The sequence below is a fragment of the Flavilitoribacter nigricans DSM 23189 = NBRC 102662 genome (assembly GCF_002646595.1).
Taxonomy (GTDB): Bacteria; Bacteroidota; Bacteroidia; order Chitinophagales; family Saprospiraceae; genus Flavilitoribacter; species Flavilitoribacter nigricans.
This window is the reverse complement of sequence record NZ_PDUD01000019.1, coordinates 64,624-86,475: the sequence shown is the minus strand read 5'-3', so window position 1 is coordinate 86,475 and position 21,852 is coordinate 64,624. Positions and strand designations below refer to the sequence as shown.

General features: G+C 53.1%; 15 protein-coding genes. 7 read left to right on the top strand and 8 right to left on the bottom strand.

Features of this window, described 5'->3' with window-relative positions; all coding sequences use genetic code 11:
- Window positions 1-59 precede the first annotated feature (59 nt).
- Window positions 60-2,975, top strand: coding sequence for a molybdopterin-dependent oxidoreductase (locus tag CRP01_RS13250; RefSeq protein ID WP_099150538.1), 2,916 nt, complete (start codon window positions 60-62; stop codon window positions 2,973-2,975).
- A 129-nt stretch (window positions 2,976-3,104) separates the two neighbouring features.
- Here CRP01_RS13250 and CRP01_RS13245 read toward each other — a convergent pair whose 3' ends face one another.
- Complete coding sequence (locus CRP01_RS13245; protein WP_099150537.1) at window positions 3,105-4,514, bottom strand: S41 family peptidase; 1,410 nt, start codon at window positions 4,512-4,514, stop codon at window positions 3,105-3,107.
- A 64-nt stretch (window positions 4,515-4,578) separates the two neighbouring features.
- On the bottom strand, window positions 4,579-5,436 hold the full coding sequence (locus CRP01_RS13240) for a DUF6597 domain-containing transcriptional factor (RefSeq protein WP_099150536.1): 858 nt from the start codon (window positions 5,434-5,436) through the stop codon (window positions 4,579-4,581).
- 254 nt (window positions 5,437-5,690) lie between these two features.
- Between CRP01_RS13240 and CRP01_RS13235 the strand changes: the two genes are divergently transcribed.
- Window positions 5,691-6,068 (top strand): rhodanese-like domain-containing protein, encoded by a 378-nt coding sequence (locus tag CRP01_RS13235; RefSeq protein WP_170110355.1) that lies wholly within the window; start codon window positions 5,691-5,693, stop codon window positions 6,066-6,068.
- 885 nt (window positions 6,069-6,953) lie between these two features.
- Here the strand turns inward: CRP01_RS13235 and CRP01_RS13220 are convergent.
- From CRP01_RS13220 to CRP01_RS13205, 4 genes are all read right to left on the bottom strand, one after another.
- Window positions 6,954-8,087, bottom strand: a complete 1,134-nt coding sequence (locus tag CRP01_RS13220; protein ID WP_099150532.1) for a hypothetical protein — start codon at window positions 8,085-8,087, stop codon at window positions 6,954-6,956.
- Between the two features lie 59 nt (window positions 8,088-8,146).
- Window positions 8,147-9,274 carry a permease prefix domain 1-containing protein gene (locus tag CRP01_RS13215; protein ID WP_099150531.1) on the bottom strand — a complete coding sequence of 376 codons (1,128 nt, stop codon included), beginning with the start codon at window positions 9,272-9,274 and terminating at the stop codon, window positions 8,147-8,149.
- Between the two features lie 86 nt (window positions 9,275-9,360).
- Window positions 9,361-9,960, bottom strand: a complete 600-nt coding sequence (locus CRP01_RS13210) for a hypothetical protein (protein WP_099150530.1) — start codon at window positions 9,958-9,960, stop codon at window positions 9,361-9,363.
- Window positions 9,927-10,274 carry a PadR family transcriptional regulator gene (locus CRP01_RS13205; protein ID WP_099150529.1) on the bottom strand — a complete coding sequence of 116 codons (348 nt, stop codon included), beginning with the start codon at window positions 10,272-10,274 and terminating at the stop codon, window positions 9,927-9,929. Before CRP01_RS13205 ends, CRP01_RS13210 begins: the two co-directional genes overlap by 34 nt.
- A 146-nt stretch (window positions 10,275-10,420) precedes the next feature.
- Between CRP01_RS13205 and CRP01_RS13200 the strand changes: the two genes are divergently transcribed.
- From CRP01_RS13200 to CRP01_RS13180, 5 genes are all read left to right on the top strand, one after another.
- Window positions 10,421-11,011: an RNA polymerase sigma-70 factor gene (locus CRP01_RS13200; RefSeq protein WP_099150528.1), complete on the top strand. Its 591-nt coding sequence runs from the start codon at window positions 10,421-10,423 to the stop codon at window positions 11,009-11,011.
- A gap of 261 nt (window positions 11,012-11,272) precedes the next feature.
- Entirely contained in the window at window positions 11,273-12,328 is a 1,056-nt protein-coding gene (locus tag CRP01_RS13195) for a FecR family protein (protein ID WP_099150527.1), read from the top strand.
- 153 nt (window positions 12,329-12,481) lie between these two features.
- Entirely contained in the window at window positions 12,482-15,778 is a 3,297-nt protein-coding gene (locus tag CRP01_RS13190) for a SusC/RagA family TonB-linked outer membrane protein (RefSeq protein ID WP_170110354.1), read from the top strand.
- Between the two features lie 53 nt (window positions 15,779-15,831).
- On the top strand, window positions 15,832-17,457 hold the full coding sequence (locus tag CRP01_RS13185) for a RagB/SusD family nutrient uptake outer membrane protein (protein WP_099150525.1): 1,626 nt from the start codon (window positions 15,832-15,834) through the stop codon (window positions 17,455-17,457).
- 112 nt (window positions 17,458-17,569) lie between these two features.
- Window positions 17,570-19,069, top strand: a complete 1,500-nt coding sequence (locus CRP01_RS13180; RefSeq protein WP_099150524.1) for a sulfatase — start codon at window positions 17,570-17,572, stop codon at window positions 19,067-19,069.
- 23 nt (window positions 19,070-19,092) lie between these two features.
- Here the strand turns inward: CRP01_RS13180 and CRP01_RS13175 are convergent, their stop codons facing one another.
- Window positions 19,093-20,490, bottom strand: coding sequence for a sulfatase (locus tag CRP01_RS13175; protein ID WP_099150523.1), 1,398 nt, complete (start codon window positions 20,488-20,490; stop codon window positions 19,093-19,095).
- Window positions 20,491-20,698: 208 nt separating this feature from the next.
- Entirely contained in the window at window positions 20,699-21,817 is a 1,119-nt protein-coding gene (locus tag CRP01_RS13170; RefSeq protein ID WP_099150522.1) for a sialidase family protein, read from the bottom strand.
- Between the last annotated feature and the right edge of the window lie 35 nt (window positions 21,818-21,852).

Here is a 21,852-nt window from a genome sequence, read left to right as displayed (position 1 = left end):
ACTTGCTTGCCGGCCGGAGTGCATATGCAGTCTGACCGGCAACTGATGATCATACGATAATGAAACATAAGAAACATACTTTCATTGAGCGTATTGCCGAAAAGCTCAAGCTGATCCCGGATCTGCACCAAGACCGGGATCCCGACCTGGAACGCCTCACGCCGGAAGGCACCCAAACCAAATTTCCGCCGCCGGAAAAATGGGACCACTGGGTGGAATACGAAGCGAAGGCGCATCCTAAGCGGGAAAAGAAGAATTATACCATCGTACCGACTACCTGTTTCAACTGCGAAAGCGCTTGCGGTCTCACTGCCTATGTCGATAAGGACGCCGGGACCATTCGCAAGTTTGAAGGGAATCCCTACCACCCGGGCAGCCGGGGACGCAACTGTGCGAAAGGGCCGGCTACGATCAACCAGATCACCGATCCGGATCGCATCCTGTATCCGCTCAAGCGGGCCGGGAAGCGCGGGGAAGGCAAATGGGAACGCGTGTCCTGGGAAGAGGTACTGGAGGTGGTTTCCGCCCGCATGCAGAAAGCCATTCAGGAAGGTCGCAATAATGAGATCACCTACCACGTCGGCCGGCCCGGTCACGAAGGATACGCCAACCGCGTTATCCAGGGCTGGGGGGTAGACGGGCACAACAGCCATACGAACATCTGTTCGTCCGGAGCCCGTTTCGGCTACAATATCTGGTACGGGTACGACCGGCCGTCGCCGGACCACTCCAATGCCAAATTTATCCTCCTGATCTCCGCTCACCTGGAAAGCGGGCACTATTTCAATCCCCACGCCCAGCGGATCATCGAGGCGAAAATGAAGGGGGCCAAACTGGCGGCCATGGACCCGCGCCTGTCCAACACCGCGAGTATGTCCGATTACTGGCTGCCGACCTATCCGGGTTCGGAAGCAGCGGCTTTGCTGGCGATGGCCAAGGTGATCCTCGATGAAGGATTATACAACGAAAAATTCCTGAAGGAATGGACGAACTGGGAGTATTACCTGCAGCAAAAACATCCGGATGTAGCCGTGACTTTTGAGAACTACATCCTGAAGATGCGGGAAGAATACGCAGAATATACACCGGCTTTCGCCGAACGCGAAACCGGGGTGCCGGGAGACCGGATCGTGGAAGTGGCCCGACTGATCGGCGATGCCGGTGAGCGGTTTGCCACCCACAACTGGCGGAGTGCAGCGAGCGGCAACCTGGGGGGGTGGGCCGTTTCCCGTTGCCTCCACTTTTTGAATGTTCTCACGGGTAGCGTGGGTACAAAAGGAGGAACATCACCGAACAGTTGGAATAAATTCAAACCGACTTTCTTCGATGTTCCTCCGGCCCAGCGGTTCTGGAATGAACTGCATTTCCCGAATGAATATCCGTTGGCCTTTTTCGAGATGAGCTTCCTGCTACCGCATTTTCTGAAAGAGGGGCGGGGTAAGATGGATGTCTATTTCACCCGGGTATTCAATCCGGTATGGACCTATCCGGATGGTTTCTCCTGGATCGAAGCGTTGATGGATGAGGAGAAAGTCGGCCTGCATATCGCCATGACGCCCACCTGGAACGAAACGGCCTTCTACGCCGATTACGTCATTCCGATGGGGCATTCCGCGGAGCGGCACGATCTCAACAGTTACGCCACGCACTCGGGGACCTGGATCGGCTTCCGCCAACCGGTTCTGCGGGAAGCCGCGCGCCGGGCGGGCAAGCAGGTGGAATTTACCTACGAAGTTAATCCCGGAGAAGTTTGGGAAGAAGACGAATTCTGGATCGAACTGAGTTGGCGGATCGACCCCACCGGCGAACTGGGCGTGCGCAAGCACTTCGAATCTCCCTACCGCAAAGGGGAGAAGATCAACATCGACGAATATTATCAGTACATCTTCGAGCACACCAAAGGTTTGCCGGAGGCCGCCCGGAAAGAAGGGCTGACCGAACTGGAGTATATGAAAAAATACGGTGCTTTTGAAGTAGAAAGACACGCCTACCAGAAGCATTTAAAGGAATTGACCGCCGAGCAAATGGAAGGCGCCACGGTGGAAGAGGGAACGAACCTCATCACCAAGAAAGGCCAAACCATCGGGGTCATGGTGAACGGGGTGCCGCGGGTCGGTTTCCCGACGCCCTCGCGGAAAAATGAATTCTACTCCCAGACGATGATCGACTGGGGATGGGAAGAATACGCCGTTCCGACCTACATTAAGAGCCACATCCATCCGGAAAAACTGGATAAGGAAAAAGGCGAATACGTACTGGTGCCGACTTTCCGCCTGCCCACCCTGATCCACTCGCGTTCGGGTAATGCCAAATGGCTGACGGAGATCTCCAACCGCAACCCGATCTGGATGCATCCGAATGATGCCAAACGCTGGGGTTTCAAAACGGGGGATCTGGTTCGGCTCAATACCGATATCGGCTACTTCGTGGATAAGGTTTGGGTTACCCAGGGTATGAAACCCGGCGTGATCGCCTGTTCCCACCACCTCGGACGCTGGCGTCGCCAACAGGATGCCGGTAACCGCTGGGCCACCAATACCGTTTCCATCGAAACGGACGGTAACGGAGGCTACAAAATGCAGACCATTTCCGGTATACGTCCGTTTGAAAGTTCCGATGCCGACAGTAAACGGATCTTCTGGACGGATGGCGGGGTGCACCAGAATATTACCCACGCGGTTCATCCCGACCCGATCAGCGGTATGCACTGCTGGCACCAGCGGGTGCGGATCGAAGCGCCGCATCCGGGCGATAAATATGGTGATCTGTTCGTAGACACCAATCGTTCGCACGAGATCTATAAGGAGTGGCTGAAAATGACCCGTCCGGCTCCCGGGCCGAATGGTCTGCGGAGACCGCTCTGGTTCAAACGCCCGCTCCGTCCGGTCGAAGAGCTCTATTACCTGGATCATCCGGATAACGAACGATGCTCCAACGGAATGGTCCACAAGGCGAAAGAAGCCGTAGAGTCCTGATCATTATTAAGTGATCGTCAGTTGCCCGAAGTTCCGGAAACGGAGTGCAAGGGTAATACAGATAAACACAAACGCAAGAAGGGGTGACCACCGCAACGGTAATCACCCCTTCTTCTATTTTGGGACCGATCAGGGTTTTATGGTCAGCTGTTCTTTGGCCCGGGCCAGATTTTCCTTGAACAGATCCAGGTTCGGCGACTGGTTTTTGGTGCCGACTTCTACGGCTTTCTGGTAGTTCTTTACCGCTTCCTTCTTTTGGCCCGTGAGCAACAGGCCTTCGGCGTAGCTGTCGTATACGTTAGCCGAGTTGGGATACAGAACGGTATTGGCCTTAAAAATGGTCACCGCTTCTTTTTGCCGACCCAGGTTGTGCAGGAAGTAGTAACCCATCTGATTGATGTCGTCTTCCGCCAGCAGTCCGGTCTCCTTGCAGTGTTTGAAGGCGGCGATCACCTTTTCATCCGACCCTTTATCGGCCATTTGATTAATACTGCTGTGCAGTTCGGTCAGCAGTTTTTTATTCCGCTGGTGCCGTTCCTGCCGGTAGGTTTCGGCGGCCTCGGTAGCCAGCTCGATCGCTTTGTCCAGGGCTTCTTCGGCGCTGGTCTTCACTTCCGGCACGACGCCTACACCCTCCCAGTTGGTACCCGTGACGGGATTAATGGCCCGACCGGTGGGAATAAAAACGACCAGTTGCTCATTGATCGGAAATCCGCCGCCGGGATTGGCGCCGCCGCCCGTGGTTTCGCCCACCAGGGTTGCCCGCTTGCGGGTTTGCATATTGTAGGAAAATTCTTCGGCACCGGAGAAGGTGCGGCTGCTGGTCAGTACAAATAGCGGCACATCGGGCATTTTCTCGCCGCCTACCTCATCGAGGGTCCAGAATTCTTCCGTCTCATCGCTCTGTCGCCAGTAGAGGCTGTTGAGGTGTACCTTCTCGTCAAAAAAGTAGCTGCAGAGATACTGCACCATGGCCGGGCTTCCGCCGCCGTTTTTGCGCAGATCGATGATGATCGCATCGGTATTGGAAAGCAAACGCATATAGTGGTCGGCCGTCGGCGCGCCGATACCCACGCCGGCAAAACCCCGCAGATCGAGGTAGCCGATGTTGCCGTCCAGTCGTTCGGCGGCTTTGAAGCCGGCCAGGTTGCGCCGGCTGGATTCGATCACATCGAGGTGTTCTTCAATCAGACGTTCCGGTGTATTGACGGGCGCTTCGCGTGGCGGATTGGGCCGGATGCGCATGTGCTTGTCTTTATTGATGGCCTGCACGGATTCGGTAAGCGCTTCCGCAAAGCTTTGTACGGTATTCAGTTCGTCAAAATCACCGGCTTTCAGTTTTTTATTGAGGTGGGCGGCGGTAGCTTCCGCTACGTCGGGAAATACGTAATTATCCTGCATCAGGCTGTTCAGGCGTTCGATGGTAGTTGCCTTGAACTTGGCGTCGATCTTGGCGTCCTGGGCGCCGGCGGTATAGGTAAACAGGCCGACGATCAGTATCCAGAAAAGGTGGAGGTTAGGGATTCGAATTTGGATCATATACAGTCTTATTTTGGTGTGGTGCGAAAATAAGACTAGGAGAGGATCAAAAATTGTAAAAAAGTTAAGCCCTGGGATCGTAGTAATTGGAAAAACGCCGGTTAATAATTCCCTGGGAGATCCGGAGCAGGCTCCCGTTGTACTGAAAATAGGGTAGTGGACTGTGATTGAAAAAGGACTGAAATTCCTTAATGCAGTGCGCCTGATCGTAATAGCCAACCTCCAGACCCATGGCCGTCAGGTTGGCGAGTTTTTGCTCGTTCTGTACCTGCAGGAAATAGTTGAGTCGCCAGATACGGGATACTTTCTTGGGGGTAAGGCCCATTTTTTTCAGAAAGTGCTGGGATAAGGTCACCTTGCTGGTCTCGAACTCCGTGGTCAGATCACAGATCCGGACCAGGCCCTTTCGGTTCAGAATGAAATTGAGCTGCGCCCGGAAATTCTCATCCACCTCCCAGTGCTCGCGGAACAGGATCGACAGGAAGGTCTGCATTTTTTCCACGCGGGCAACCGGATCTTTTTCCTGTAGAATGGTATCGGCGAAATTCCCCGGTGTGTCGGGAAATACGCGGCTCAGCGGTACAAGCTGGTCCGTGAGCTTGTACAACGGAATGGTCAGCCGGTTGGCGAAAGCAAAGGGTTTGAACCGGATACCCAACAGGCGCGTGGGCTGCAATACGTGAAAACGCAGGCCACTGGAGCGCTGGCCGATCAGCGTGGCCGCCGCCGGGAGTTTTTCCCAGCGACCTTTGTGGATGAACTGAACCCAGACCGGGTTCGGGCAGATGATCAGATCGAAGGTGCAGTCCGGAGACAGATTCTCAAAGGTATTATTTACCATATTGGGCATGAGCTGCATCTCCCAGATGGACTCCACCTGGCGGGTCAGAAACGGTTCCGGTAAAAACTCTCGATACTGCATAGTCGGCGGCACTTACACTTAACAATTCTCTTCAAAGGATGCGGATAAACAAAAAAAGGTTGCTTCCTACGTGACCTGGATCACAGTCTTTCCAAAATAAAACCTGCTTATTTGTAAATAGCAATCCGGGCGGATAAAAATTTGCACGGATGGCTCTGAAGTTGTTGCTAATACGGCTCCGAACAAAGCAGATCTCCGGATCCTGCCTTATTCGGAGCCTATTTTTGGAATACCCTATGCAAAAGAAAAATAAAATGAGCCGGTGGGAGCTGCTAAAAAGTCAGTTGAATAATCTGGAACCGGAGGAATTTCATACCGCGGTGGAAAACCAGTCGGACGGTATTCTGATCGATTGCCGGAAAGCTTCGGAAGTGGCGCAGGGCAAGATCCCCGGGGCCATCAATGTCGATTATCTGGCACCGGATTTCTGGGAGCAGATCGAACACCTCGATCCCCAGCAGACTTATTTTGTGTATTGCCGCTCCGGTCGGCGCAGTATCCGTACCTGTACGCTCATGCAGAATGGCGGTTTCTCCCGGGTGTTCAACCTAAACGGCGGACTGAACGCCTGGATTGACCAATTTGGAATGGATTCACTGATCAATGAGGATTCCTGCCTGGATGAGGGATAGGGCGCTACGCTGTAGCTTCATCTATCACCATCCCAGCGCAGACGGGCGTTTATCCAGGTGCAGCGCACCGTTCTGGGGCATAATAAATAGGACGCTACGCTGTAGCTTATTCTATCACCATCCCTTCGGGCTGGAGATAGTACGGTGCGCTGCACCTTCCTGTATTTTTACATTGTGGAAACCATGAGGGACGATGTTTTTTCATTGGTTTGCCTGGTGGATTCTCCCTCCCAATAAATCGATCAAAAAAAGGTGCAGCGCACCGACCTCTCTCCAGCCCGGCGCAGACGGGCGTTTATCCAGGTGCAGCGCACCGTTCTTGGTCATGATAAATAGGGCGCTACGCTGTAGCTTTCTGTATTTTCACATTGTGGAAACCATGAGGGACGATGTTCATTACATTGATTTGCCTGGTGAATCCTCCTTTCCAAAAAAAGATCAAAAAAAGGTGCAGCGCACCGACCTCTCTCCAGCCCGGCGAAGGCGGGCGTTTTTTCAGGTGCAGCGCACCGTTCTTGGTCATGATAAATAGGGCGCTACGCTGTAGCTTTCTGTATTTTCACATTGTGGAAACCATGAGGGACGATGTTCATTACATTGATTTGCCTGGTGAATCCTCCTTTCCAAAAAAAGATCAATAAAAGGTGCAGCGCACCGACCTCTCTCCAGCCCGGCGCAGACGGGCGTTTATTCAGGTGCAGCGCACCGTTCTTGGGCATGATAAATAGGACGCTACGCTGCACCTTCCTGTATTTTCACATTGAGGAAACCATGAGGGACGATGTTCATTACATTGATTTGCCTGGTGAATCCTTCCTACGAATAAAACGATCAAAAAAAGGTGCAGCGCACCGTTCTATATCCTCAGAATGGAAAACCCACCGGTCAGCCTAATCCCTTGGTTAAACGGCGCTGTTCCTGGGCGACCATCACAAATGTCAGGATCAATAGTAATAGCAGAGCGAACGCATTGATCATATAAGAATTGGTTACGAAAGTGCGCATAAATTTTCGGGTCATCGGATCCATGATGCTTAAAATGACGTACATATAATCCACGATAGGGAAAAGGATCATTGCCAGCAACGGCAGCATCCAGTTCTCCCGCCGGCCGAACATTTGCGGCTTTTTCCGTTTCAGGAACAAAAAGATCGCCATCCCATCTACGAACAGACATTTCAGGATCAGATCAAAATTGGAGATGCCGGTTTCCGTCAGCCCCATCCACTGCCCACCGTAAAAGGAAACGAAGCTCATGATTTTAATACCCGCCTGAATTACCAGCAAATAGAAGAAGAACATGAAAACAACCGACTGCCTGGACCCGGTTCGGGAAACGGCCCGACGGTCACGATCCTTGTATCGGCGCAGGTAATGAACGACAATCAGGATCAAAACACCGGCGGGAGCCATTATTTTCGAATTGGAAAGCATTCCGGACAGCATATCTTTCTGGTAAGTGTACAACCCCGACGGACCCTGCACCAACGGCCATAATCGTGCCAGGAGGTAGGGGAGCACGCCCCCGAGCAGGGGAAGTAACCACAGTTCCAAACGGCAGAAGTAGGGGTAGTTTTTTAAGCGGTAAGTAAAATAAGCGGCAAAACCGCCAAGCAGCAGCGCCTTCAATCCAAAATCAAAGATCCGTCCGGTTCGGGCGCTCCAGTGAAAATGGTCTCCGATGAGGAAGTTGAGGATGGTCAGGTGTTCGGTCAGCCCAATAAGCAGGAGTACGGTGAAAAAGAGCATCATGCCGGTCACGATCCGGCTCTTGAGGCTGGCGAACGGTTTGGCTCTCTCGTATTCCTGGCGGATCAGCCCGGTGGAACCGAACCGGTCCGTACTCAGGGTAAATGCTTCTCTGGCCGACAATCCGTCCTCCATCAGTGCTTCTGTATCCGAGAGCAGGTGATCAAAAAGCTCGTCGTATTCCTCCCCGCGCAGCAGGTCACCATTGTTGATCTCATCGATGTAGTGGGCGATGGCATGATGGAGGTTGAACTGATCCGGATGGTGCATATTGGGATATTTTACAGTTTCCGGCAGAGCCGGATCTTTGGTGATGTAAGTCTATCGGTCTAAGCCGTGGTCCTGATCTGTTTCCGTTCCCGGTACATCAGCAGGTAAGTGGTGGCAATTATGGCTATGAAGACGATGCCGAGTACGATCTTCGAGTTATAGTTAATTGTACCGAAGAATACCCGGTCGAATTTGCCGAGCGCGGCAACCCCCAGCAGCAAATATTCCGAAATAAAGGGACCGGCCGCACCCAAGAGTGGCACCAACAGCAGTTCGTACCTTTTAAATCCGGCTTGTCGTTGTATGCGAGAAGCCACAACGGCCAGCACGCCGCCCAACAGCATCAGTTTAAGGACCAGATCCAGCATTTGTACCCAGCCGGTTTCCAGCAAGCTGAGATAAGAAAGCCACATCGAAAAACTGGATACGGCATTGATAAGGCTGAATATGGCGAAAGCGAAAAAGAAGGTCACAATGATCCCGGCCCGGGCCTTCCGGTCGCCGTTTGCCATCGGATCTAAGCCTCGCCCGGGCTGTTGTAATTTGAAGATTTCCCGGTAGCCGCCGATGAGTGCCGCCAGCATCAAAAAGATGAGCAGATAAAAACTGGTGTAATGACCCGTGAGCAATACTTTCAGATTGACGTAACCCTGGTAAAAAAGACAGTAGGAAATGACGAAGGGAGAAACGAGGCCAAGTACCGGGATCAATGCCGCTTCCCAGGAGCGTAACGGCTGCTGTGCCCGGAACCGCCGCCGCACGTACCACGCGATCGTGCCCAGGATCACGACTTTCAGAGAAAGATCCAGATAAGTGGTAAATGGAGGCATCAGATAGAACTGTTTGGCAATCAGTGTTGATCCCAGAGAGAGCGCGTAAAGGAGGCCCACGAGAAACATAAAACAAAATACGAGCAGGGAGGCAGCGATGGCCGCTTTGCGAATGTTAAAGAACGGCCTGATCTGCTCGTATTCCCGACTGATCAGCTCGGAAGACCCGAACTGCTCAATTGCGATCGAGAAGGCCTGTTGCTCACTCCAGCCCGCCGCCTGCAGTTCCTCCGTTTCTGTAAGCAGGTGGTCGAGCAATTCTTCCCGTTGTCCATAGCTGAGCAATTGGTACCGATCGATCCGCGACAGGTATTGCTCAATGGCTTCCGATAAATTGAAATGATCGGGCGTATGCATAAGTTGGTGGATTTTGAGGCGCGCAGGCCGGATGAACTGTTCATACCGAGATCACCGGCGGCAATTAGTGATAAATTCCGGACGCTTCAGGCCGGGATCAAGGTCTTGCGTTCCCGGTAGATCAGGATATACGTGAGCAGCACCGCCAGTTGCAACAGGAACCGGTTCCCGGAAAAGTTCATAAAAAATCCGAGCAGAGGAATGGCAAACAGTTCCAGCCGGGTAAAATAGGGCTTCGTTCGCAGCCGGTAGACGATGTAGGTCAGCAAGCCGCCCATGATCAGGAAACTCAAAAAATAATCCAGGAAGAGGAATAGCATTTCCCGGGTCTCGCCGAAACGCCGGTATAAGCTGGTAACCAACTGGTGGGCAGCGCTGACCAGGGAATACCCGAAACCGATCATAAAGAAGCCCATAAAACCGAAAATGATCTTTTGGCCCGCACCGTCAACGGGCTGCACCCGCTCGTATTCCCGTCGGATGACCGCGGCTTCTCCGAAGCGAAGTTTACTGACGGTAAAGGCTTCCCGCTCATTCAGCCCGAGGGCAGTAAGCGAAGCGGTCTCTTCGGTAAAATGATCGTACAATTCATCGAGTTGGTCGCGATCGAAGACCTGCCTCCGATCAATTTCCCGGATGAAGTTATTGATCGCTAGCTGAAGGTCAAATTCGGTTGGATGTTCCATAGTTTTGCCAGGATTTGGTTGATGGATGACCATTCGTTCTTTACATCGGCGAGGAACTTAATCCCGTCCTGATGAATAGCGTAGTATTTGCGCGTCCGGCCGTTCTCCTTCTTCTTGTAGGAAGTGATCAGGCCGTTCTGTTCCAGTTTGGCCAGCACCGGATAGAGCGAGCCTTCTTTCCAGTTCAGTTCGCCTCCGGAAATCGTCTGCACTTCCTTGATAATGCGGTAGCCATAGTTATCCCCCCTTTGAAGAATAGACAATACAATGGGGATCGTGGAAGCGGCGATCAGGTCCTTGGAATAGCTTTTCATGCATAGAAGTTCTTAGTGTGTTACAATGATACTTAGAAATTCTAGGTAATGCAAGTGGTAACACATTTTTTTCTCGTCTAATCCGTGGCGGATAAATTTTTTCCATTAATTTTAGAAAGTCTTACTGCCAGAAGCAGGAATGATATATGGATCAGACGGAAGCAAAAAGACGAGCGATAATTTCCAGGTTGAAGAACAGCGACATTTCAGCCTTTGATGATATTTATCGCGCTTATGCCTCCCGTTTGTTCGGCTTCGCCCTGAATCTGGTGAAAAGCCAAAAAGATGCCGAAGGGATTGTGCAGGAGGTTTTTCTGAAGCTTTGGAAAAACCGGGAAAAGATTGACCTCCATACCTCTTTTGACTCCTATCTTTTTACGATTACCTACAATACCGTGGTGAGTTTACTGCGCAAGCGGTCGAGTGAAAAGAAATACATCGACTATGTGCAGTCTATCCAGATCCCCCGGGTAGCGGATTCTTCCGTCGACGAGCTGGAGTGGCGGGAATTGCAGGATCAGGTAAATTCCATTGTGGATCAGTTGCCGGCCCGCCAGCAGGAAGTTTTTCGGTTGAGCCGGGAAGAAGGTATGACCCACGCGGAGATCGCCGAAGCCCTGAACATTTCCATCAATACGGTGGAAAATCACATGGGACGGGCCCTGAAATTTATTCGCTCCCGCCTGACCGACCATCATTCCCTGAAGGTATTGCTCTTCATTTCTCTGTTCTTTTGAGTCTCCGGATAGAAGCATTTTGGCCGTCGCCGGGATGAAGCTATTTCTTTTGTCTTTCCATTTATTTCCACACAAGATTTCGCTTTTCAAAAAAAAATAAAAAAAAATGCGGTTTGGGTGGTGGTATGCGATTGCTTGCGCGTATTACTGGTAGTTCGATGACACGATGGGGGGTAACGGTCCTAATTCAGAACCAGCTAAAAGCAATTGGACCATCGAACTTATCAGGACGGTCTAATCACAACAGTCGATTAACAGGAAATGAATTCCAAGCTACTCAATAAATACATCCGGAATGAATGCGAACTGGCCGAGCTGGAGGAGGTGCTCCGCTGGTTTCGGGAAAAAGCCGGTACTGCCGACGGAAAGCAGATCATGCGGGAGAGCTGGGAACAGTTTCAATGGAGGGAAGAACCGTCCGATGTGGATTTTGAACGCATGCTGGACCGATTGCATCACCAGATCAATTTATCCGACCGGACCGGTGAAAAAGGATTGAAGCAGCCCTTTCAACGGTTAATCATCCGGCAACTGATGCGGGCGGCAGCTATCCTGTTTGTGCCGGTGCTGGCGGTGTTGCTGCTGAGTTACCTTCGGGGCGAACTCCTGTTTCAGGGGGGCGCGGATGCAGAGTGGATCTCGATCGAAACCCCGATCGGTTCGAAGACCCAATTCAATTTGCCGGACGGCAGTATCGTCTGGCTCAACCACGGCAGTAGCCTGAAGTATCCCCGGCGATTTCGCCCCGGGCAACGGGAGGTCGAGCTGGAAGGAGAAGCCTATTTTGAGGTCACCTCCAATCCCCGAAAACCGTTTAGGGTGAGATCCGGACAACTGCAGGTCGTGGCGGTCGGTACCGAGTTCAACGTGTTGGCCTATCCGGAAGATACCACACTCGAAGTCACCCTGGTGGAGGGGCGGGTGGATATCCGGCAGGAATTGCGCGACGGTCCCCATACGCTTTACCAGATGCAGCCCGATGAACACCTCATCTTCCAGAAAAGGGCCCAACGGCTGATCCCCGCTAAAGTAAGCCCCGACAAATACGTCGCCTGGAGAAGTAATAGGCTCATTTTTGACAACGATACCTTCGACGAAGTGATCAATCGTTTGAGCCGCTGGTTCAATGTAGATTTCACCCTCGAAGACCCCGAATTATCCAAGTATACCTATACCGCCACCTTCAGTTCCGAAACCTTACCCCAGATCCTGGAACTGATGGAACTGGCGACCCCCATCGCCTACGAAATTATCCCAAGAGAACAACAACCGGATGGAAGCTACAGCAAAATGAAAGTGCTGATTAGCCAAAAATAAAGGCAGATAAGTGCGGCAACACCTATCTGCCATTGCTTAGTCGTATGACGGCAAATTCGAATCATCTACAAATCATACTAACTAATGGAAAAAAATTCTATCAGGCAAGATAGGAAACATTACCCTATCGTGCCTAGTAAAGCCTTCCGAATTATGAAACTAACCACTTTACTCATTTTGGGATCGGTCTTACAGATCTGGGCGGCGGATACCTACGCCCAGTCGACCCGCCTCAACCTCGATCTGGATAATGTTCCGGTAGCGCAGGTACTGAAGGCAATTGAAGACCAAAGCGAATTTTTCTTTTTGTACAGCCCGAAGATCGTAGATGTCGATCGGCGGGTGCAGATCACGGCCGATGATCAACTGATCATGCCGGTGCTGGAAAAGGTCTTTTCCGGTACTTCCACCCGCTATGTCGTTAAAGGACGGCAGATCGTATTGTCTTCCGCCGAGCTGATCCGGTCCATGGAGGCTCCGGCTATACCGAAGAACGCAACGGCCATTGGGAACGGGCCGGGTGGCGGCGACTTTGAAGTCCGGGGCGTCGTGAAGGACGATGAAGATATGCCGCTGATCGGGGTGAACATCCTGGAAAAGGGAACCGGCCGCGGCACCATCACCGACTTGGACGGCAATTACACCATCACCGTGACCAACGGCAATGCCGTTCTGCAATTCTCCTACACCGGATACATTTCCCGGGAGGTGCCCGTGGGCAATCGCCAGATCATCGATCTGATACTGGAACCGGATATCGCCAGTCTGGAAGAGATCGTGGTGGTCGGATACGGTACCCAGAAAAAGTCGGATGTGACCGGATCCCTGGTCAGCACCCGGATGGATAAATTTGAGGACCTGCCGAACTATAATGTTCTCCAGGCGCTGCAGGGCAGTGTACCCGGCCTGTCGGTAAGAAATCCGGATCGTCCGGGAGAAGATCCGGGTATCCTGATCCGGGGTACCAATTCCCTGTCGGCGGGCAATGGTCCGCTGGTCGTGGTGGACGGGATCATTTTCAACGGTTCCCTTAACCATTTTGATAACAACGACATTGCTTCCGTAGATGTACTCAAGGATGCCAGTGCTGCCGCTATTTACGGATCGCGGGCGGCCAACGGCGTTATCCTGATCACGACCAAGGGAGGAACTTCCGAGAAACCAACTTTTAATTTTAATACCTCCCACGGCGTTTCCGATCCGGTTTATCTGGTGGATGTACTGGACGGTCCCGGCTACATCCAGAAAATCCTGGATTTCCGCGAAGCTTCCGGCCTGGAAGCCGACCCCAATAACATTACCGATTACCTTTCGCCGACAGAAACGGAAAACTACCTCAATGGGAAAACGATCAACTGGCAGGATGAAACGATCCAGACCGGGATGAGTCACAATTACCATCTGGATGTTTCCGGTCGGACGGACAAAACCAACTACTATCTGGCCGGTACCCTGTTTTCGCAGGACGGTATTGTGCCGAATGACAATTTTCAGCGTCTGGCCCTGAAGGCCAACTTTTCGAACGATATCACCGACTGGTATACGATCAAGTTCAACACGGCATTTTCCAGCCTGGATTATTCGGGGATTGCCGCCGAGTTGAATTACACCTACGGCCTGAGTCCTTACGGTTCTTACTGGGAAGATGAAGCGCGCGGTATCTACCAGGAGCTGCCGCACGAAGACCCACTCGGGGTACATCCGTTGCTGAATACGCTGCACGATGATGTGGATATTCGCAACAGTTTCCTGGGGACCGTTTCCAGCCAGCTTGAATTTCCGTTTATTCCGGGCTTGTCCTGGACGCTCAACTATTCCACCAATTTGCGAAATCGAAAATTCAATCAGTTCTTTAGCGGGAATTCACTGGCTGGAAGGACGGCCAACGGGCGGGCCAGCAAGTACTACAGCGAAGCGCTGGACTGGACTTTTGACAACTTCCTGACCTACAAGCGGACCTTCGGCTCCAGGCATTCCGTGCACGCTACATTACTGTACAGCCGGGAGGCACAACGGATCGAGACCTCCGAACTGAACGGCAACGATTTGTTCACCCAGCAACTGGGCTTTCACGGTCTGGATATTGCCGCGGTGCAAACCATCAACAGCGGTTATTCCGATCAGAACAGTGTGGCCATCATGGGACGCCTGAACTATTCCTTTGATAATCGCTACGCACTGACCGCTACCATGCGGCGGGACGGTTACTCCGGTTTCGGCCGTGGTAACAAATACGCCAACTTCCCTTCCCTGGGCCTGAGCTGGACGATCTCCAACGAGGAATTCATGAAGGAAAGCCCGGTCGATATTCTGAAACTGCGTATTTCCTTCGGTCGGAACGGCAACCAGGCAGTAGGGCGCTACCAGTCGCTGGCCCGGATCGGCAACAGCCAGTATGTATTCGGCAATACGACCGTTCCCACGACCTACAGTACCTCCCTGGCCAATACCGCATTGGGTTGGGAAACTACCGAGGTGATCAACGGTGGTCTGGATTTTGGGATCCTCAGCGGGCGCTTAAGGGGAAATATTGACGTATACACCTCCAATACTTACAACCTGCTACTGCAGCGCAGTATTCCGGAGACGAGTGGTTTCAATTCCGTTTTTACCAACCTGGGTAAGGTGCATAACCACGGTGTGGAAATTGCCCTGAACTCGACCAACATCCGCCCGGATCATCAGGACTGGTCCTGGGAAACCGGCTTTACATTTTCCCTCAACCGCAACCGGATCGAAGGCCTGACCGGAATTGATGCGGACAATGACGGCATCGAAGATGACGACATCAGTAACAGCTGGTTCATCGGGCATCCGGTGAATGTGTATTTCGGTTACCAAACGGACGGGATCTACCAGATCGGAGACGAGATCCCCGACGGATTTCAGGCCGGAGAATACCGGTTGAAGGACACGGATGGTGTCGACGGTCTGACGGCCGATGACCGGGTCATTCTCGGATCTTCCCTGCCGAACTACACTTTTGCGATTTCCAATACGGTCCGCTACAAGAACTTTTCCCTGTACGTGCTGATCAACTCCATTCAGGGCGGCGGCAAAGAGAACTACTACGTGGGCAACAATATTCGGATGTACAATGTGAACGGCCGCTTCTCAACCTGGTCCGAACGCTTCAATGTGCAGGACGTGCCCTACTGGACGCCGAACAATCCTTCCAATGTGTATCCGATCGTGAACTACGTGCCCAGCCGGTCCCATCCGGTACTGGAAGACCGCAGTTTCATCCGCCTGCAGGACGTCAGCCTGTCGTATCGCTTTGATGAAGAGTTGCTCACTCGCCTGGGCGTGCAATCACTGCGGCTCTACGTCAGCGGAAAGAATCTGCACACCTGGACCAAGTGGTCGGGCTACGACCCGGAAAACGCCTCGACCGTCGGGCAATTTCCCATGTTGAGAACCTTCACGATGGGGGCGGATCTCCGGTTTTAACCGACAGACCAGTTTGACACCAAACCGTAGTCATTTTAAAAATCCTACAACAAATGAGACATTTCAATATAAATACACGAAGTTTTTTTCTATTCCTGCTGTTGGGCCTGCTGGGGTTCAGTGCCTGTAATGACGAGTTCCTGGACGAGGTGCCCAAGAGCTTCCTGAGTCCGGAAAATGCCTACACTAATCGCGCCGGCTTCGAGGCGGCCATCAACCACATGTATCGGGTGGGTCGTACGCTGCGAACGCACGAGAACCTGCCGGGAGCGGAAGCGGATAAGGGCACCCAGACGCTTTACGGTTCCGGCACGGACCTGGGCTGGTACTGGGACAAAAAGAATTATTTCGGGGATTATACCACCATCAATTCCTTCAATGCCATCTCTACCGGTTACTGGCGGAAGCTGTACAACATCATTAAAAATGCGAACATCATTGTGACCCGGTCCGAGTATCCGGAGGTGACTTGGGACAATGAAGCCGACAAGTTTGAAGTGCAGGCCCACGCGCGCTTTTTCCGGGCGTACGCCTACCGCTTTTTGGTGCACCTGTACGGAGATGTTCCCTTGCTGCTGGAAGAGATCACCGGACCCCGCCTGGATTTTACGCGGACTCCCAAAGCAGAAGTGCTGGATCAGATCGTAGCCGATCTGGAATTTGCGATCCAGTATCTGCCGCAGAACAATCCCGACCTGGGGCGCCTCTCCCAGGCCGCGGCGGCGCACCTGCTGGCGGAAATCTTCATTACCACCGGCGAATACGATAAAGCCATTGCGGCGGCCACCAGCGTGATCGAGGACCCGCAGTACGAATTGATGACCGAGCGTTTCGGTACTATGACGGATAAACCCGGTGATGTGTTCTGGGATCTGCACCGTCTGGGGAATCAGGATCGCTCCTCCGGTAATAAGGAAACCATTCTGGCCTGGCAGATCGAATACAATGTGCCCGGTGGTGGAGACGGTAACCGACTGGAACGCTGCTGGGGGCCGTTGCTCGAACGCATCAAAACGCCCGATGGTCTGGGGGCGATCCTCAAAGACGGTATGCTGGGACGGCCGGTCGCCTTTATGCGCCCTTCCATCTACATGGAATATACGATCTGGGAAAGCGACTGGGATAATGATATGCGCAACTCGGAATACAACATGCAACGCAAGTTCTATATCAACAATCCGGAATCGGCTCATTTTGGGGAACTGATCGAACCTTCGCCGGCGGATACGGTACGCAGTCACTTTGTTTGGGTGAAAAAAGCGTCACATCCCCACGGACATCCTCAGGGTTATGACAACAGCGGACGTCTTTACAGTGATATGTACGCCATGCGCCTGGCCGAAACCTATCTGCTGCGCGCCGAAGCCTATCTGGGTAAAGGAGATCTGGAGAATGCCGCAGCCGACATTAACCTGGTGCGGGCCCGATCCAACGCCACACCGGTAGCTCCGGGCGATGTAGATATTGATTATCTGCTGGATGAGCGGGCCCGGGAACTGCTGGTGGAAGAACCGCGCCGCCTGACCCTGGCGCGTTTGGGTTTGCTGGATGACCGGATCAAAAAATACAATCCGGTATCCGCGCCAACCATTCAGGAATTCCACAACCTCTGGCCGATCCCCCAATCGGAGATCGACGCCAATCAGGAAGCGGAAATGACCCAGAATCCGGGCTATTAGCCAGAATGTTTAGCACGGCAGATCCGATACTGCCGGGTCTGTCGTGCTGAATATCTGTTCGGTTTGATCCGGCCCATGGCGCTACCTGAACCTGAAGAATAAAACGAATCGTATGCTATTCAAACGCATTTTTTACCTGCTGGCAATTGTATTGCTGGCTGCGGCCTGTCGTTCCAACGGTACCCAATCGAAGGGAACGGCTATGCCCGAACATCCCAACGTACTTTTTATCGCCATTGACGATCTGCGACCGGAATTGGGCGCGTACGGCAATGAAGTGGTACAAAGTCCCCATCTGGATCAATTGGCGTCATCGGGTTTCCTGTTCAACCATCATTACGTAACAGTACCCACCTGCGGGGCCTCCCGCTACAGCCTGATCACGGGCATGCACCCCCTGACGAGGAGTCATATTCAGAATAGCGCCATTGCCGAATACCTGTCCGAAAAGCCGGAAACCGAACGGCCGGAATCTTTCGTGCACCACCTGCGGCGAAACGGCTACCATACGACCGGGATCGGAAAGATCGCCCACTCGGCCGACGGTCTGGTGTACGGTTACCTGGAAGAGCCCAGCGATATCCAGGAGATGCCGCACAGCTGGAATGAATTCCTCTTCGATGCCGGCGAATGGGGCAACGGCTGGAACGCCTTTTTCGGTTATGCCGGTGGCCGGGATCGCAATCATCTGGACAAACAGGTTAAACCCTACGAAGCCGCACCGGTGGAAGATGAAGGATATCCGGACGGACTGACGGCCAATCTGGCTATTGAGCAATTGCAAAAACTAAAAAAGCAGGACCAGCCTTTTTTCCTGGGGGTAGGGTTCTTTAAACCGCACCTGCCGTTCAATGCACCCAAAAAATACTGGGACCTCTACGATGAATCGGAAATTCCCGTGTCCCCTTCGCCGGGCATTCCTGAAAATGTTAATGAGGCTAGTCTGCACGGCAGTGGCGAATTCAACCAGTATCAACTGGGAGAGGAAAAGGCCGGACTGGATCATGATGTTTCGGATGCTTACGCCCGTAAATTGAAACACGGTTACTACGCCGCCATCAGCTACATCGACGCCCAGGTGGGTAAATTGATGGCTGAACTCAAAAAACTCGATCTGGATAAAAATACGATCGTGGTGGTCTGGGGCGATCACGGCTGGCATCTCGGTGACCAGCGGGTCTGGGGCAAACACACCATATTCGAGCGGGCCGTACGCAGTGCTTTTATCCTGAAGTTGCCGGGTAATCAATACGCACCCAAAGCCTTCGATGAGATCGTCAGCACGGTCGATATCTACCCGACGCTGGTGGATCTTTGCGGGCTGGAAATGCCGCACCAGACCGATGGGCACAGCCTGAAAATGCTGTGGGAACCTCAGGCCGGGCAAAGCTGGCGAAATACGGCCTACAGCTATTTTCGGAATGGTATTTCCGTACGGACCGACCGTTACCGGCTGACTCGTTATTTTCGGGAAGCGGAACCCACCGTGGAGCTCTACGATCATCAAAGCGATCCCTACGAAACTAAAAACGTTGCCGCCGATCAGGCCGCAACCGTCGATCGCCTGCTGGAAACTTGGAATGCAGGAAATACGGGCATCTTTGATCGCTAAGTTAAAAGCGTGGATAAAGTTGCTTACAGATCCGCTACCGGCTCGGCACTTTCCGTCGGCAGCTGACGGGCCAGTTCGTCCATGATCTTCCGGTATTCCGGCCGGTCGGCGAGGTTGTCCCATTCGTTGGGGTCACGTGTGTGATCGTACAGCTCCTCACTACCGTCCCGGTAGCGAATGTAGCGCCAGCGTTCGGTGCGTAGGGCGTGGTTATCTCGGCCGTAGGTCATTAGGGCCGGTGGCAAGGTAATGGTGCTGTCTTTCAGCACGGGCACCAGACTGATGCCGTCCAGGCTTTCCGGTACCGCAAATCCACATAGGTCCACAAGGGTAGGGTAGAGAGAGGTGAGATCTACCGGCTGCTCCAGGACCATTCCGGGCGAAGTCACTCCCGGTGCAATGATGATGTAGGGAATGTGATTGGTCTTTTCCCAAAGCGCGAACTTCTCAAAGTGATCTTTTTCGCCCAGGTGGAAACCGTGGTCGGACCACAGCACGATAATGGTGTTGTCCCGGTAAGGGCTGGCATCGAGGGCGGCGATCACCCGGCCGATCATGTCGTCGGCAAATCCGGCGCAGGCCTGGTACGCCCGTACGTAATCCCGCCAGGCGTTGGGGTTCTCCCTCAGCGCTTTCATCATACCGTTCCAAAACCACTTTTTGTTCCGCATAAGTTCTTCGGCACCACTTGGCAGATCTTCCCAGTCGTCTGCTTTGCGGTTGGGCATCACCAGTTGTTCTCCCGGATAGGCCGCAAAATATTCAGCGGGTGCAAAAAAGGGCGAATGCGGCTTGTAAATACCGATATTTAGAAAGAAGGGTTGATCGTGCCGCCTCTGTAGGAATTGGGTCGCGTATTCGGCGGTCCGAAAGTCCGCGGTTTCCTCTACCCGCTCCGGCCAGGGACCCCAGTCGGTATTCCGCGAGCCGTAATCCGCCAGTCCGTTGAGCTTTTGGGGCGGATAGGGTTCGTTGATGCTCATCATCAGGTACTCGTGAAAGGAGGCATTATCGTGGTAGGCCCAGTCCCGGTGATGGTGGAAGATCTTGCCGGCGCCACCGACGAAGTACCCACGATCCTTAAAGAATTTTTGCAAAGTAGTCGCTTCCGGCAGGGCGGAGCGCCAGTCCGAAGCATTACCGTAGATACCGGTTTTGTGGGGCCGCGTTCCCGTCATGATGGAGGCGCGCGAAGGATTGCAGGCCGGGGAGGAACAATAGGCCCGCCGAAAAAAAGCACCGCGGGCGGCGAGCTGCTCGATGTTGGGGATCTTGATGGGATGATCCGCGTCGAACAGACTGGTCCAGTCGTTCAGATCATCCACGGCAATGAACAGTATATTCGGCCGCTCCGTTTCCTGCTTCGGAGTTTCGGTTCCCCAGATCAGGGTAAGCAGCAATACGTATAAGATCCACTTCATGGTTAATGCTTGTCAGCCCCGCCGGCGGTAGCTGTTGATCAGTTATTATTATTTTATTCAAGTTGCGATACTTGAATTGTAGAGAGTAAATGGTAAAGCGTAGAGAGACTGCAACCGTTAAAATGAGCGATTTTGCTCCATTTTAACGATAGGTAATCCCTCTACCCGCTACTCTATACCCGCTACCTAAGTTACATCGCAACTTAGATTATTTTATAAACTCTCTCCAGTCCCGTCCGTCGGTCAGCCAGGCGAGATTGAACCGGGCCAGTTTGGCACCCCCGTCACTTTCGTACAACAGGTAGACCAGGCCCTCGCTGGGTGTTCCCTTCCGGCCGGCCACCATGGAGGAATAAGCGAAACTCCCCGCATCGACCAGCTTTTTGACCGGCCAGGTCTTACCACCGTCGAAACTGGCCCAGACGGTACCGCCGTGGCGCCCTTTCGGGGATTCAATATTGCTGAACAGGAGGATGTCCTGTCCATCCACCGGCAATCGGACCAAGCCACCCATCAGTCCGTAGTCGCGGTCCTGGTCTCCGTCGGGCAGGGCTTCGATGAGCGCCAGATCTTCCCAGGTCTTTCCTCCGTCATCACTCCAGGCGCTGTAGCGTCGCCGGGGATTGAGGCCGTCGGTGGATTTGTGCCGCCGGGAATTGTAATACAGCCGTCCGTCCTCCAGTTCCACAATGGCCGCCTCTCCGGTGCCATTGGCCGGGAAGGGTTCACTGGCCTGCCAGGTCCGGCCGCCGTCATCACTGAAGATCGCATTAGTATAGTGGTCGTCCCAATAGGCCCGGTCGTTTCCGCCGCCGTAGTAACGCGTCGGACGGATCAGCCGGCCGGCGTGTTGCCCGTGCTGTAAGGTGATACCGTGTTCGTTCATGTGCATGGACGGGATGTGTCCGAGGCTATTGGGTTCGATCTTTACTTTTTCCGCTGCCCAGGTCTTTCCCAGGTCTTTACTGCGGTAGACGGTGAGCGGTGCCACGGGATGGTGTTCTTCCACAAAGAGCAGTACATCACCGGAATTTTCATCTACGGTCGTTCCGCCGCCCTGAAAGCCCGGGTTGGCGACCATAATTTCCGGCCCCCAGCTTTTTCCACCGTCTTCACTGCGGCGGACCCGGTATTTTTCGCGGCCCCAACTGGCGATAAGGGTTCCGTCGGTGCCGACTACAATATTGGGGAATCGTTCGTCAAAAAACAGCTCCTGTACATCGAAAGCCATTTCTCCGGAGGCCCAGAAGGGGTTCTTTTTACTGATGCCGCAGGAAGTAAGCAGTCCCAGCAGCAAGAGTGTGCCCAGGTGTTGGTGTAATTTCATTTTGTGTAATTTTAGATGATGTGCCGGTTGAGACT